A 13220-nucleotide genomic window follows, 5' to 3' on the forward strand; every position below is an offset into this window, starting at 1 on the left:
GCCCTATGGATGGGAATATCCGGACGGCGACAGCTACGCGACGCTTCAGTTGCCAGGTGCGCTACAAGTCAACAGCGCGCAGACCTACGAAGCCGCCGCCCTCGCCGGCCTTGGCCTGATTCAGGCGACGCTCTTGGGGATTGGCCGATACTTGGAGAGTGGAGCGCTTGTGGAGATCATACCCGATTGTCGTCGCCGGCCGCTCGCCGTGTCCCTCGTCGTGGCACATCGGAGCAACCTGTCGCGCCGAGTTCGCGCATTCATGAAATGGATCGAAGATGTGCTGAAGCCGCATCTGGAATAGCAAGACACCCGCGGGATAGTCTCCTCGATACTGAAGGGGGCATTCGGCCCACCCGGCTCCGTGCGTCTGTCCCAACCTACGCTTTTCTACGCCCCCCTCACTCCCACTCAATCGTCCCCGGCGGCTTGCTGGTCACGTCGTACACCACCCGGTTCACGCCCTTCACCTCGTTGATGATGCGCGTGGCGGTCTCGCCGAGAAACTTCATGTCGAACTGATAGAAGTCCGCGGTCATACCGTCCGTTGACGTGACGGCGCGCAAGCCCACGACGAAGTCATACGTACGGCCGTCGCCCATGACGCCGACGGTCTTGACCGGGAGCAGCACCGCAAACGCCTGCCAGATGTCGTCATAGAGGCCGTGCTTCCTGATCTGGTCGATGTAGACGGCGTCGGCCTTGCGCAGGATGTCGAGTTTTTCGCGGGTGATGTCGCCGGGGCAGCGGATGGCAAGGCCCGGTCCCGGGAACGGGTGGCGGCCGACAAAGATTTCGGGCAGGCCGAGCTCGCGCCCTAACTTGCGCACCTCGTCCTTGAACAGCTCGCGCAGGGGCTCGACCAGCTTCATGTTCATGCGCTCGGGAAGTCCGCCGACATTGTGGTGCGACTTGATCGTCACCGAGGGGCCGCCGGTGAAGGAGACGCTCTCGATCACATCCGGGTAGAGCGTGCCTTGCGCGAGGAAATCGGCGCCGCCGATCTTCTTGGCCTCCGCCTCGAACACCTCGATGAAGAGACGACCGATGGTCTTGCGCTTCACTTCCGGATCGGTGACGCCTTCGAGCTCGCCCAAAAATTGCTTCGACGCGTCCACGTGCACGAGCGGGATGTTGTAGTGGTGGCGGAACAGGTCGACCACCGTCTTGGCTTCATCGAGGCGCAGCATGCCGTGATCGACGAACACACATGTGAGCTGGTCGCCGATGGCTTCGTGGATCAGCACGGCCGCCACGGCCGAATCGACGCCGCCGGAGAGGCCGCAGATCACCTTGCCCTTGCCGACCTGGCTGCGGATCTTCGCGATCTCCTCCTCGCGGAAGGCGCGCATGGTCCAGTCGCCGGAAAGGCCTGCGATCTTGCGGACGAAGTTGCGGATCAACTTGGCGCCGTCGGGCGTGTGCACCACTTCGGGGTGGAACATCAGGCCGTAATATTTGCGCGTTTCGTCCTGGATGATCGCGAACGGCGCGTTCGGCGAGGTGCCGGCGACGGAGAAGCCCGGCGGCATTTTTGTGATGCGGTCGCCATGGCTCATCCAGACCTGGTTCTTGCCGCCCGATGACCAGACGTCCTCGAACAGCTTGCTCGCGGCCTTCACCTCGACATCGGCGCGGCCGAATTCGCGGTGATGGCCGCCCTCGACAGTGCCGCCGAGCTGGGCTGCCATGGTCATCTGGCCGTAGCAGATGCCCATCACGGGCACGCCGGAATCGAAGATTGCTTGCGGCGCGCGGGGCGAGCCCGCTTCGTGCACCGACTCAGGCCCGCCGGAGAGAATTACCGCCTTCGGCTTCATCTCGTTGAAGGCCGCTTCGGCCTTGTTGAACGGGACGATCTCGCAATAGACGCCGTCCTCGCGCACGCGACGCGCGATCAGCTGCGTTACCTGGCTGCCGAAGTCGACGATGAGAATCTTGTCGTGCGCCGAGGCCACTGAGGGCGTCGACGCGGAGCGGTCGTTCTGTGCTGCTGTCATGGCAAGCAGATACGCGACGGAGGCTTTTCCCGCAACCGCGCGGGCCGCGCGCCCACATTCTTCTTTGGGCATGGACAAATGGATATAGGTAAGTATTATTGACCTAATTTGCTCCGTCACGCACCAGGGGCCAATCAGGGAGAACGCCATCTCACAGCATCATCAGCCGTCGAATCTCGCCGCGCTCGGCCGCACCTGGATCAAGGCCTGGAACGCGCGCGATCTCGAACGCGTGCTCACTCTCTATGACGACGAGGCCGTGATGACCTCGGACCGGATCCCGCTGATGGGGTTCGATGCCAGCGGCACCGTGCGCGGCAAGGATGCGCTTCGCGCCTATTGGAGCAAGGCGCTCGGGCTGTTGCCGAACCTGCATTTCTCGCTGATCGAATTGTTCGTCAGCCCGGACAGCGTGGTGGTGTTTTACGAGAACGAGCGCGGCAAGCGGATCTGCGAATACCTGCGCGTGAATGCGGCGGGAAAAATCGTGCAGGGATCGGCGAATCATGTGGTGCATTGACACTCGCACACCGCTGTCATTCCCCGCGAAGGCGGGGAATCCAGTACGCCGCGGCGTCTCACTGAGTCACAGACGTCTCGGGGTACTGGATCGCCCGGTCAAGCCGGGCGATGACAGCGCGAGCGAGGAACGCTCGTGCCCCAAGCTCGCAACAACGGAGACTGCGGCGAGAGCGTACGCTAACAACAGCACTGCCGGCACCAAGACCAGGAACACCACCATGAAACTCCCCACCTCCCCCTTCACCGTCACCGACTGGAGCAAGGTCACTCCGACCACGCATCCCGGCGAGACCGGGCAAGCCCAGTGGCGCACGCTCAACATCGGCGATCTCCGGGTGCGGATGGTCGAGTATTCGCCGGGCTATCTCGCCGACCATTGGTGCGATCGCGGCCACGTGCTCTACGTGCTGCAAGGCGAGCTCGACAGCGAGCTGCGCGACGGGCGCACGTTCAAGCTCACGGCGGGGATGAGCTATCAGGTCTCGGATTTCGGCGACGCCGCGCACCGGTCCTCGACGGTGACGGGGGCGACGCTGTTTATCGTCGATTGAGGCGCTCCGGGATGTCAATTTGCACCGCAAAATAGCAAGTTTCGGCGACATCCCGAGCCACGGGTGATGCCTTGAAGTGGCCCCAAAATCTCGCTATATTGTGATCATCGATACTTGGCCGAACGACTGGGCCGCTTCGCTTCGTTGCTGACGGGCGCGCACGCTTCAGATGATTTCTCCAACATCGACTGATCAGGACTATGGGCGCAATGGTGCGTACCGGTCCGCGTGTTAACTTCTCAAGCAAAGGAAATTCCCATGGCTATGGGCACCGTGAAGTGGTTCAACAATCAAAAGGGTTTTGGTTTCATTCAGCCGGATGACGGCGACAAGGACGTGTTCGTGCACATCAGCGCCGTCGAGCGCGCCGGCCTCTCGACCCTCAACGAGGGCCAGAAGGTCTCGTTCGACATCGTCGCAGATCGTCGCAGCGGCAAGTCCTCGGCTGACAATCTCCGCGTCGGCTAATAGCCGCGCACGGCGCTTCTGACCACGGACGTACCGGTTCGAAGCGTTGAGACAACAAACCCCGCGACCGGGTTCCGGTTCGCGGGGTTTTTGTTTTGGGGTGGTCGAACGAGGCCGCGTCATCCGCGGTGCCGTAGGGTGGGTTAGGCGAAGCCGTAACCCACCGCTTTTCCACCGCCGATAGAAGCGGTGGGTTACGCCTCGCGGACTGCGCTTCGCGCAGCCCCCGAAGCTAACCCACCCTACGCAGTTATGCCTTCTTCAGCACCGAGACGAAGAACCCGTCCGTGCCCGTCCGCCGCGGCGTCATCAGCCAGCCTTCCGGCGATTGCAGTGCGGCTTGCGCAAACTCCTCCGCCTTGTCCCAGAGCACGCTCGCGGTCTGCTCGGGCGGCACCACCGCGAACTCGGGATGGCGGCCGGTGAACGCCCTCACCTGCTCGCCGTTCTCCTCAGGCAGCACCGAGCAGGTGATGTAGGCGATGCGGCCGCCGGCCTTGACCAGCGGAACCGCGCGCTCGAGCACCTCGGTCTGGTCCCGCAGGCGGATCTCCAGCGCGCCCGGGCGCATGCGCCATTTGGCGTCGGGGTTGCGGCGCCAGGTTCCGGTTCCCGTGCAGGGCGCGTCGATCACGACGAGGTCGGCGGTGGCGCTGATGTCCGCCAGCGGATCGGCCTCGCCCTTGGGCGTGCGAACATCGGCATTGTGGACGCCGGCGCGCGACAGGCGCTCATGAATGGGAACAAGTTGCCGCTTGTCGCTGTCGGTCGCGATCAGCCGGCCCTTGCCCTGCATCATGGCGGCGAGCGCCAGCGTCTTGCCGCCGGCGCCAGCGCAGAGATCGATCACCTGCTCGCCGGGTTTTGCCGCGGTGAGGTGGGCTGCAAGCTGCGATCCCTCATCCTGCACTTCTATCGCGCCCTTGATGAAATCCTCTTCGGCCTGGATGCCCGGGTTGCGCGCATCGGCCGAAAGCTCGATGCGCAGGCCCGTTGCCGACCAATGCGTCGGTTTCGCATGAAGATGAGCAAGCGCCCCCAGCACCTTGTCGCGATTGGATTTTAGCGTGTTGACGCGCAGGTCGAGCGGCGCCCGGCTCGCCATCGCGGCGGCTTCCGCGACGCGCTCCTCGCCGAACGCTTTTGCCAAGTACGGATCCAGCCATTCCGGATAGTCGCCGGCGATCGCGGCCGGGGCACCTTGAAGGGAACGCGAGGCGAGCGCGGCCTGCTCGGCCTCGGTCAGCGGCGCGGGGGCAAAGCGGCTGCCGTCGAACAGCGCGGCCATGGTCGCCGTGTCCATGTTGCGCTCGAGGCGGAGCATGCCGATCAGCCGCGCCCGTGCGGTGTCGGAATCCATCAGATACGCGCCCGAGGCATAGCGGCGCAGCACGTCCCAGACCAGGCCGGCGATGGCGGCACGGTCGCCAGAGCCGGCGAAGCGGTGCGCGGTGCCCCACTCCTTCAGCGCCTTGGCCGCGGGCACGCGGTCCTTCTCGATGGTGTCGATCAGTTCGATGGCTGCGGACAGCCGGGCAGCGGGAGTCATTTGAATCTTTCAGATCAGGATTGGCGAATAAGCGCCTAGATCAGCAACAGCATTTTCAGCGCGAAGTAGATCCACATCGCGAGCAGCACGAGCACGCCGGCGAGCCAGATCGTGGAGCGGCGTCCGAGATTGTTGGAGGAGACGAAGATTCCGGCGTGCGCAAACCGCGTCACCACGAACACCCAGGACATCAGCACGATGAAGAGATCGGCATGGCGCAAGGGAAGCGCCAGCGCGATCAGGACATAGAGCAGCACCGGCAACTCGAACTGGTTGCGGTAGCAATTGGCGATTTGTGTGGCGCCCTGCGGCCAGTTGGGCTCGCCCAGCGCAACGTCACGGCTCTTGGTCTCGCCGGAGACGAGCGCGCGCCGGCGTCGCAGCGCCATCGCGATCAGGAGCGCGAAGGTGAGACCGACCTGCACGAAGACCGGCAGCAAAACCATTTGAACGGACATCGGATTTCCCGGGATTTTCCCATCCGGCGGAAGCACTGCTGCGTCCATTAGCCGTCACCGCTGTTCCTGACAATCAACGAGTTGAACCGGCGTTCCCGATGAGGCGACCAACTGTCGACAGTTAAAGCGATTTTGACCCCCTGGGGCGCAAGGCGAGAGACCGCCATGAACACCCTCTTCAGCCAGATCGCCAGCCTGATCGGCGTTTTGACCGAATCCCCTGACGGCCAGTTCGGCATCCTGATGTCGGCACTATCCGGCATCGCGACGGCGCTCGCGGTGGCGCTGGCGACGACGGTCTACTTCCGAATGCGCTATCGGACCTGGCGCGATGTCCTCAGGCATGGCCTCGCTGCGCTCGCCGCCCTCGCTCTGTTCGCCTTTGCCGCCTACGACATGCGCCATGCCGCGCTGGCCTATCTCGGCCTCAATCCGTTGAAACCCGCGGTCGAGTTCGAGATCCGCAAGCCCAGGGAGACGCTGGCGACGGCGTCCGACACTCAGATCGAGCTGCATACCGACCGCAACCAGACGCTGGCACTGGTCGACGGCGTGCGCGAGATCGGTGACGGCCGCTCCGTGCTGCGCGGCGCGGTGGCGCTCAACCACCGCACCGCGGACCGCGTGCTGGTCGTGAACCTGCCCGGCAAGGGCACCTTTGAATTCCGCCTCCGCCTGCCGGCCGAGCCGCATCGCTCCGAGCAGTTCGGCGCTCAGTTCGGCCCTTGGCACCTCGCCGACCGTATCGCCTCGCCGCTGGCAAGCCCCGTCGCGCCGCAGGACGCCTACACGATCCGCTACCGCGTGCTTTAAACAGTGTTCGATCGCTGATCGTAGGCGCGCCGTCATCGTTCCGACGCCTGGCCGGGCCTATGATCGGCCCATGTCCGAATTTCGCCTGACACAGATTTCCGACACCCATCTCGGTCGGCGCTTCCCCGGGCTGATCGCCAACTTCCAGGCGCTCAGCGCGCATATCGACACTGATAGGCCCGATCTCGTCGTCAACACCGGCGACGTCTCGTTCGACGGGCCGACCAGCCGCGACGATGTCGAGTTCGCCAAAGGCCTGCACGACGCCCTGCCCGTCGCCTGCCGCTACATCCCCGGCAATCACGACATCGGCGACAATCCGACCGCGATCGGCCCCGCGCCGAAGCCGCCGGTCGCGGAAGCGCATCGCCAGCAATTCCGCGAGATCATCGGCGAAGACCATTGGTCGTTCGAGGCCGCAGGCTGGTGCTTCATCGGTCTCAATTCGCTGGTGATGAACTCAGGGCTCGCCTTCGAGGCCGAGCAGTTCGACTGGCTCGCCGCCGAGATATCGCGCACGAACGGAAGACCGGTCGCGCTGTTCGTCCACAAGCCGATGTTCCTCAACCTGCCCGACGACCCCGAGACGCCGGAGACCTCGATCCGCTACGTGCCGCAACCGGCACGCGCGCGACTGATCGAGATGTTTGCACATGTCGACCTTCGCCTCATCGCCAGCGGTCACGTGCACCAGCGGCGCGACTTCACCTGGCGCCACACCCGCCACGTCTGGGCGCCCTCGGCCGGCTTCAAGATCAACGATTCGCGCCAGGACCGGATCGCGATCAAGGAGGTCGGGCTCGTGGAGTACCGCTTCCAGCCCGACAGCTTTGAGCTCCGCCACGTCAGGGCCGCGGGCCAGGTCGACGTCGACATCGAGGAGCTGTTCGCCCAGATGGGTGGCGAGCACTAGCCCAATTGGCGGGCACGACTCCTTATCTGGATACCTCATTGTACCGAATTCAGTCCAAACTGGCTATAAGATGCTAATGACAACGTTGTCATTCGGGCATATCGTTCCCCAAGTGGTCGAGGACCGCAGACGGAGTGACGATGCATTTCTTGTCCCGGTGGGATAGCCAACGTCTTTCAACGACCACGCGGGGTATTCCCCTGGTCGCCGGTCTGTCGATCGATGCGATCGCCGATCAGCATTGGCAGCCCTCCCGCGGCGACCTTGCCCTCCCCGCACTCACGCTCGATGAGACCGCCTTCGCCGCCAATCGCGACCTTTTCCTGCGCTGGTGCGAGGGCGCCGGCGTGGCCGTCGCGCCCCACGCCAAGACACCGATGTCGCCCGAGCTGGCCCGCTCGCTGCGCGAGGCCGGCGCCTGGGGCACCACGGTCGCCAACATCCAGCAGGCCGCGGTGCTGCTTGCGCATGGCGAGCGGCGGTTGTTGCTGGCCAACGAAATCGGCGGGCTCGCGGCCGGCCGGCGGCTCGGCGCTGTCCTCGGCGCGTACCCCAATGTCGAATTTCACGCCTTCGCGGATTCACCGGCCGCGGTCGCGGCACTGGCGGAGGCTGCGCTGATCGCGGACCGGCGCGAGTTGTCCGTGCTGGTGGAACTCGGCGCCGGCCGCACCGGCGCGCGCGACCGCGCCGCGGTCGAAGCAACGATTGCCGCGGTGCTCGCGGCCGACCGGCTCGTGCTGGGCGGCGTCGCGACTTACGAAGGCGCGGTCGCAACGCCCGATTCCGATGAGACGATGCGCGCGATCGCAGCGCTGATGGAGCGCACCATCGAGACCTTCGCGCTGGTGCGCATCGCGGCTCCGCGCCTGCCGCTGATCATCAGCGCCGGCGGCTCCGCCTATTTCGACATCGTTGCACGTGCGCTCGCACCCGTCGCCCGGGCCGACGGCAACGCCACCGTTCTCTTGCGCTCGGGCGCGCTGTTCTTTGCCGATCACGGCATCTATGCGAGCGCCCTCGCCGAGCTCGACCGGCGCGGCGGCCTGCTCGTCGACGGCGCGCGACGCTCCGCCGCCGAAGATTTTCGCCCGGCGCTCACGCTGTGGGCTGAGATGCTGTCGCGGCCGGAAGCAGGCCTTGCCATCGCGGGCTTCGGCATGCGCGATGCCTCGTTCGACCAGGGACTGCCGGTGCCGCTGCGCGTCTTCCGCGACGGCGTCGCCCAGCAAGGGCTCGCCGCGACCTTGTCGGTGACGCGTCTCAACGACCAGCATGCGTTCCTGTCGCTCGCGCCCGATAGCACGCTTGCGGTCGGCGACGTCATCGCCTTCGGCATTTCGCATCCCTGCACCTGTCTCGACCGCTGGCGTGTGATCTTCGCCCTCGATGCCGAGGGCATGGTGACGCGTGCCCTCCCCACCCAGTTCGGCTGAGCGCGGCACGATGAATTTCCTGCCGCTCTGGCGCTATCAGAACCAGCTCATCGACGGGGCCATCGTCACGCTGGAGCTGACCGTGATCGCAGCGGTGGCAGGGCTTCTGATCGGCGTCGCCGGCGCGATCGCGCTGAAGGGCCGCATCACGCGCTCGTGCGCGGCTACATCGAGCTATTCCGCAACACGCCGTCGCTGATCCAGATCTTCATCGTCTTTTTCGTGCTGCCGAATTTCGGCTTGAAGCTGCCGGCGTTCGAGGCTGCCTGCGTGGCACTGTCGCTCTATTTCGGCGCCTATTCCGTCGAGATCATCCGCGCGGGCCTCGACTCCGTGCCGAACAACCAGATCGAGGCCGGCCAGTGCCTCGGTCTCTCCGCCTGGCAGGTCTTCCGTCACATCCTGCTGCCGCCGGCTCTGCGCAATGCCTATCCTGCCGTGACCAGCCAGTTCGTGCTTCTGCTGCTCGGCACCTCGCTTGCCTCGCAGGTTGCCACTGACGAGCTGTTCCATGTCGCGGGCTTCATCGAGAGCCGCACCTATCGCAGCTTCGAGGTCTACGCAGTGATCTGCGTGGTCTATTTCGCCATGGCGATGTCGTTCAAGGCGCTGTTCGCCATCGTTGGTGCGGCGGCCTTCCGATGGCCGCGACGGCGCTGAGGGAGAAAGCGATGCGTTCCTTCTCCCTCATCGATCTCGTCTCGCTCGTCGAAGCCCTGCGCTGGACTGTCGCGCTCGTCGTACTCGCGCTCGCCTTTGGTACGCCGCTGGCGCTCGGGCTCGCCATCGGCCGCATCAGCCGGTCCGCGACCCTGCGCTGGACGATGGCGGCGTGCATCCAAATCATCCAAAGCGTGCCGCTGCTCGGCCTGCTGTTCTTCTTCTATTTCGGCATGCCGGTGTTTTTGGGCATCCAGGTGCCCGCGACCGTCGCGGTGACCGTGGCCTACACGCTCTACACGGCCGCCTTTCTCGGCGAGATCTGGCGCGGCGGCCTGGAGGCCGTGAAGCAGGCGCAGTGGGAAGCCGGCGCCTGCCTCGGCCTCTCCGCCTGGCAGCAGTTTCGCCACATCATCGCGCCGCAGGCGCTGCGGCTGTCGCTGCCGCCGACCGTCGGCTTCCTGGTGCAGCTCATCAAGGGCACCTCGCTCGCCTCGATCCTCGGCTTCGTCGAGCTCGCGCGCGCCGGCCAGGTGGTGAGCGCGGCGACGTTCCAGCCACTGCTCACCTACGCGCTCGTCGCCGCGATCTATTTCGCGCTGTGCCTGCCGCTCACGCTCTGGTCCCGCTCTTTGGAGGCCCGCCTCGATGGCTCTCGTTGAAATCCGCGACGTGCACAAGACATTCGGCCGGGTCGAGGTCCTCAAGGGCGTCTCGCTCGACGTCGAGGAAGGCGAGATCGTCACGATCATCGGCCGCTCCGGCTCGGGCAAGTCGACGCTGCTCCGCTGCATCAATGCGCTCGAGAGCGTCGATTCCGGCGATATCCGCGTCGAGGGCGAGAAGGTCCACGCCGGAATGCGCGATCTCAAGAAATTCCGTCAGCGCGTCGGCATCGTGTTCCAGGCCTTCAACCTGTTTCCGCATCTGAAGGTCGAGCGCAACATCACGCTCGCCCCGCTCCTCACCGGCCGGATCGACAAGGCGAAGGCGCGCGCGCTTGCCGAGGACGTGCTCACCCGCGTCGGCCTCGCCGACAAGATCGATGCCTGGCCGGAGCAGCTCTCCGGCGGCCAGCAGCAGCGCGTCGCGATCGCGCGCTGCCTGGCCATGGCGCCTCACCTCATGCTGTTCGACGAGGTGACCTCCGCGCTCGACCCCGAACTCGTCGGCGAAGTGCTGAAGGTGATGGAAGCGATGGCAAAGCAGGGCATGACAATGATCCTCGTCACCCACGAGATGGGCTTTGCCCGCAATGTCGCCGACCGCATCGTCTTCATGCACCAGGGCCGAGTCTGGGAACAGGGGCCGCCGGCAAAGCTGTTCGCCAGCCCCAAGACGCCCGAGCTCGCAAGCTTCATCGCGTCGTCGAGATGACCATCGTCCACCAAATCCGCCACCAGGAGACAGCCATGAGAAAGTTGAAGTCACTCTTCACCATCGCAGCCGCGGCGTTCGCCGTTCTCGCTGCGCCGAACCTCGCCAAGGCCGACAAGCTCCAGGACGTGCTCGGCTCTGGCAAGCTGCGCATCGGAATCCTCACCGATGCAGCGCCATGGGGCTTCAAGGACGACAAGGGCGAGCTCGCAGGTCTCGACGCCGATCTCGCCAGGCTGATCGCGGCCGACATGGGCGTGAAGCTCGAACTCGTCCCGGTAACCGGCGCCGCGCGCATCCCGAGCCTGCTGTCGGACAAGATCGACATGCTGATCGCGGGCCTCGGCGCGACGCCCGAGCGCGCCCAGCAGGTGATGTTCTCGCAGCCCTATGCGGTGGTGAATCTCGGCGTCTACTGCGCCAAATCGTTTCCCGCCGCGATCGGCAAGAAGCCGGATAATCTCGACGGCCGCAGCGTTGCAGTGGCCAAGGGCTCGACGCTGGATGTCTGGCTCACCGACAATGCACCGAAGGTGAAGCTCGTGCGCTTCGAGGACACGCCCGCCGCACTCGCCGCGTTTCTCGCCGGCCAGGCCGATAGCTTCGCCGAGAACAGCGCGATCGCGCTCAAGGTGCAGGAGCAGAATCCTGCCAAGGAAGTCGAGCTCAAATTCCTGATCCGCCAGTCGCCGGCCCATGTCGGCGTGCGCCAGGGCGAGCAGAACCTGCTCAACTGGATCAACATCGACATCTTCACCAACAAGCTCAACGGCAAGCTCGGCGCATTGCAGTTGAAGTGGTTCAAGGAAGAGCAGTCGCTGCCGACGCTGTGAGCCAGCACGCGCTCCCGCGAGCCCCGCGGGAGCCACTGTCGCGAGGAGTATTTCAGATGATCAAACGTTACGTCGTCGGTCCGCGCATGAGCCAGGCTGTCGCCGCCGGCGGCATGGTGCATATCGCCGGCCAGGTCGCGGACGACCGCAAGGCCGGAATCGTATCCCAGACCCAGCAGGTGCTCGCCAAGATCGACGCGCTGTTGAAGGAAGCCGGCTCCGATCGCTCCAAGTTGATCGCGGTCAACGTCTTCCTGCCGCACATCATCGACTTCGACACGATGAACTCGGTCTACGATTCCTGGATCGATCCGGCCAATCCGCCGGCGCGCGCCTGCGTCGAAGCCCGCCTCGCCGATCCCGACCTGCGCGTCGAGATGACCGCGGTCGCCCTGCTGTAACGGCGCCGCCTTTCATTCAACCTTCGGCCGGCGTCGGCGACGACGCGGCCCCGAGGCAAGCCATGCATACCGGACTTTTCCACGAGATCGATTTCGAGAAGGACCAGAAATGGTCCGGGCATCTCGGCATTCCCTTCTCGATCGACCGCTCCCCCTACTACCAGCTCAAGATCCCGATCTTCCGGATCAAGAACGGCGCCGGCCCAAAACTGCTTTTGATGGCCGGCAATCACGGCGACGAATATGAGGGCGAGATCACGCTGACGCGGCTGTATCGCCGGCTCGATGCGACAGCGGTGAAGGGCGAGATCACCATCCTGCCCTTCGCCAATTGGCCTGCGGTGATGGCGGCACGGCGCCGCTCGCCGCTCGACGAGGGCAATCTCAACCGCGCCTTTCCGGGCGATGCCGGAGGCACGCCGACGTTCCGCCTGGCGCACTTCCTCGAGCACGAGCTGTTTCCGCGGCACGATGTCGTCTTCGACATCCATTCCGGCGGCACCTCGATGGCGCATGTGCCCTGCGCGCTGATCGAGCGCCAGGGACCGCCCGAGATGTTCGGCCGCGCGCTGCGCCTGATGGAAGGGCTGGGGATGCCCTTCGCCTTCGTCGCCGAGAACGGCGCCACTGCGCCGACTTCGATGGCGGCCGCCGCACGTGCCGGCGCGATCGGACTCTCCGGCGAGTTCGGCGGCGGCGGCACCGTCACGCCGCAGACGATGGCGCTGACCGCGCGCGCCGTCGATCGCCTGCTGCTCGCGCTCGGGCTGGTCCAGGCCCCGGTGCTGGGGCTACACGCGCCGGTCGAGCGCGCCACCGAGCTGTTGGCATTGCAAAGCCATGCGCAAGCGGTTTTCGCCACGCGGCGCGGCTGGTTCGAGCCTGCCGTCGCGGTCGGCGCGCGGGTTGCGGCCGGCGACGTCGCCGGCTGGTATCATGATTTCGAGCGCCCGGAGCTGGCTGAAGAGATACTGCGCTTTCCAGCCGACGGCATCGTGATCTCGCAAAGGCTGCACACCGACAGCCAGAGCGGCGACTGCCTCGTCCAGGTCGGCCGCGCGCTGGCACGCGACGAGGTTCTTGTGCGGTGAACTTTGGCAGTCGAGCGATGTTTTGTTGAACTGGTCTCGCCAAGCACTCGATGCACCTCTCCCGCTTGCTTGCGGGAGAGGTCGGCGCGAAGCGCCGGGTGAGGGCTTTCTCCTCTTGGGAGTTCTCGCCCGCGGAGACCCCCTCCCC

At 65.2% G+C, this 13220-nt stretch carries 17 protein-coding genes; 14 read left to right on the forward strand and 3 right to left on the reverse strand.

Translation table 11 applies throughout. The annotated features are described in order from the left end of the window. The coding region (locus QCM77_RS44130; protein ID WP_280096932.1) for a LysR substrate-binding domain-containing protein at positions 1-304 on the forward strand (304 nt) is incomplete at its 5' end. Between the two features lie 97 nt (positions 305-401). Here QCM77_RS44130 and guaA read toward each other — a convergent pair. After that, positions 402-2000 carry a glutamine-hydrolyzing GMP synthase gene (gene guaA, locus QCM77_RS44135; protein WP_279667952.1) on the reverse strand — a complete coding sequence of 533 codons (1599 nt, stop codon included), beginning with the start codon at positions 1998-2000 and terminating at the stop codon, positions 402-404. 148 nt (positions 2001-2148) lie between these two features. On the opposite strand from guaA, the gene QCM77_RS44140 reads away from it, so the two are divergent. From QCM77_RS44140 to QCM77_RS44150, 3 genes are all read left to right on the forward strand, one after another. Continuing rightward, on the forward strand, positions 2149-2520 hold the full coding sequence (locus QCM77_RS44140; protein WP_279667955.1) for a nuclear transport factor 2 family protein: 372 nt from the start codon (positions 2149-2151) through the stop codon (positions 2518-2520). A gap of 220 nt (positions 2521-2740) precedes the next feature. After that, positions 2741-3073, forward strand: coding sequence for a DHCW motif cupin fold protein (locus QCM77_RS44145; RefSeq protein WP_279667953.1), 333 nt, complete (start codon positions 2741-2743; stop codon positions 3071-3073). A 258-nt stretch (positions 3074-3331) separates the two neighbouring features. Beyond that, positions 3332-3541 carry a cold-shock protein gene (locus QCM77_RS44150; protein WP_007592195.1) on the forward strand — a complete coding sequence of 70 codons (210 nt, stop codon included), beginning with the start codon at positions 3332-3334 and terminating at the stop codon, positions 3539-3541. 250 nt (positions 3542-3791) lie between these two features. Here the strand turns inward: QCM77_RS44150 and QCM77_RS44155 are convergent, their stop codons facing one another. After that, on the reverse strand, positions 3792-5090 hold the full coding sequence (locus QCM77_RS44155; RefSeq protein ID WP_279669283.1) for an RsmB/NOP family class I SAM-dependent RNA methyltransferase: 1299 nt from the start codon (positions 5088-5090) through the stop codon (positions 3792-3794). 35 nt (positions 5091-5125) lie between these two features. Beyond that, complete coding sequence (locus tag QCM77_RS44160; protein ID WP_279669282.1) at positions 5126-5548, reverse strand: MAPEG family protein; 423 nt, start codon at positions 5546-5548, stop codon at positions 5126-5128. A 165-nt stretch (positions 5549-5713) separates the two neighbouring features. Here QCM77_RS44160 and QCM77_RS44165 point away from each other — a divergent pair, with 165 nt between their 5' ends. The 10 genes from QCM77_RS44165 (at position 5714) to QCM77_RS44210 (ending at position 13072) form a co-directional block, all read left to right on the forward strand. Beyond that, positions 5714-6361, forward strand: coding sequence for an acriflavin resistance protein (locus QCM77_RS44165; protein ID WP_280096933.1), 648 nt, complete (start codon positions 5714-5716; stop codon positions 6359-6361). Positions 6362-6431: 70 nt separating this feature from the next. Beyond that, the gene (locus QCM77_RS44170) at positions 6432-7274 is read left to right on the forward strand and encodes a metallophosphoesterase family protein (protein WP_279669280.1); all 843 of its coding nucleotides are present in this window, start codon (positions 6432-6434) and stop codon (positions 7272-7274) included. 140 nt (positions 7275-7414) lie between these two features. Continuing rightward, positions 7415-8710: an alanine racemase gene (locus QCM77_RS44175; protein WP_279669279.1), complete on the forward strand. Its 1296-nt coding sequence runs from the start codon at positions 7415-7417 to the stop codon at positions 8708-8710. 10 nt (positions 8711-8720) lie between these two features. Beyond that, a complete protein-coding gene (locus tag QCM77_RS44180; RefSeq protein ID WP_280096934.1) occupies positions 8721-8909 on the forward strand; it encodes a hypothetical protein in 189 nt (62 codons plus the stop codon). Then, a complete protein-coding gene (locus QCM77_RS44185) occupies positions 8867-9370 on the forward strand; it encodes an amino acid ABC transporter permease (protein ID WP_280096935.1) in 504 nt (167 codons plus the stop codon). The genes QCM77_RS44180 and QCM77_RS44185 overlap by 43 nt, the downstream gene beginning before the upstream one ends. 11 nt (positions 9371-9381) lie before the next feature. After that, positions 9382-10032, forward strand: coding sequence for an amino acid ABC transporter permease (locus QCM77_RS44190; protein ID WP_279669284.1), 651 nt, complete (start codon positions 9382-9384; stop codon positions 10030-10032). Continuing rightward, positions 10019-10747, forward strand: coding sequence for an amino acid ABC transporter ATP-binding protein (locus QCM77_RS44195; RefSeq protein WP_279669277.1), 729 nt, complete (start codon positions 10019-10021; stop codon positions 10745-10747). Before QCM77_RS44190 ends, QCM77_RS44195 begins: the two co-directional genes overlap by 14 nt. A 35-nt stretch (positions 10748-10782) precedes the next feature. After that, positions 10783-11580, forward strand: coding sequence for a transporter substrate-binding domain-containing protein (locus QCM77_RS44200; protein ID WP_279669276.1), 798 nt, complete (start codon positions 10783-10785; stop codon positions 11578-11580). 56 nt (positions 11581-11636) lie between these two features. After that, positions 11637-11981, forward strand: coding sequence for a RidA family protein (locus tag QCM77_RS44205; protein ID WP_211396303.1), 345 nt, complete (start codon positions 11637-11639; stop codon positions 11979-11981). 62 nt (positions 11982-12043) lie between these two features. Further along, positions 12044-13072 carry a succinylglutamate desuccinylase/aspartoacylase family protein gene (locus QCM77_RS44210; RefSeq protein WP_279669275.1) on the forward strand — a complete coding sequence of 343 codons (1029 nt, stop codon included), beginning with the start codon at positions 12044-12046 and terminating at the stop codon, positions 13070-13072. The last annotated feature ends 148 nt before the right edge of the window (positions 13073-13220 follow it).

The organism is Bradyrhizobium nivariense (assembly GCF_029846695.2).
Taxonomy (GTDB): domain Bacteria; phylum Pseudomonadota; class Alphaproteobacteria; order Rhizobiales; family Xanthobacteraceae; genus Bradyrhizobium.

Excerpts from the sequence above, each read along its gene's own strand:
- guaA (WP_279667952.1), bottom strand. The coding sequence starts at position 2,000 with ATGACAGCAGCACAGAACGACCGCTCCGCGTCGACGCCCTCAGTGGCC.
- QCM77_RS44145 (WP_279667953.1), top strand. The coding sequence starts at position 2,741 with ATGAAACTCCCCACCTCCCCCTTCACCGTCACCGACTGGAGCAAGGTC.
- QCM77_RS44150 (WP_007592195.1), top strand. The coding sequence starts at position 3,332 with ATGGCTATGGGCACCGTGAAGTGGTTCAACAATCAAAAGGGTTTTGGT.
- QCM77_RS44155 (WP_279669283.1), bottom strand. The coding sequence starts at position 5,090 with ATGACTCCCGCTGCCCGGCTGTCCGCAGCCATCGAACTGATCGACACC.
- QCM77_RS44160 (WP_279669282.1), bottom strand. The coding sequence starts at position 5,548 with ATGTCCGTTCAAATGGTTTTGCTGCCGGTCTTCGTGCAGGTCGGTCTC.
- QCM77_RS44165 (WP_280096933.1), top strand. The coding sequence starts at position 5,714 with ATGAACACCCTCTTCAGCCAGATCGCCAGCCTGATCGGCGTTTTGACC.
- QCM77_RS44170 (WP_279669280.1), top strand. The coding sequence starts at position 6,432 with ATGTCCGAATTTCGCCTGACACAGATTTCCGACACCCATCTCGGTCGG.
- QCM77_RS44175 (WP_279669279.1), top strand. The coding sequence starts at position 7,415 with ATGCATTTCTTGTCCCGGTGGGATAGCCAACGTCTTTCAACGACCACG.
- QCM77_RS44180 (WP_280096934.1), top strand. The coding sequence starts at position 8,721 with ATGAATTTCCTGCCGCTCTGGCGCTATCAGAACCAGCTCATCGACGGG.
- QCM77_RS44190 (WP_279669284.1), top strand. The coding sequence starts at position 9,382 with ATGCGTTCCTTCTCCCTCATCGATCTCGTCTCGCTCGTCGAAGCCCTG.
- QCM77_RS44195 (WP_279669277.1), top strand. The coding sequence starts at position 10,019 with ATGGCTCTCGTTGAAATCCGCGACGTGCACAAGACATTCGGCCGGGTC.
- QCM77_RS44200 (WP_279669276.1), top strand. The coding sequence starts at position 10,783 with ATGAGAAAGTTGAAGTCACTCTTCACCATCGCAGCCGCGGCGTTCGCC.
- QCM77_RS44205 (WP_211396303.1), top strand. The coding sequence starts at position 11,637 with ATGATCAAACGTTACGTCGTCGGTCCGCGCATGAGCCAGGCTGTCGCC.
- QCM77_RS44210 (WP_279669275.1), top strand. The coding sequence starts at position 12,044 with ATGCATACCGGACTTTTCCACGAGATCGATTTCGAGAAGGACCAGAAA.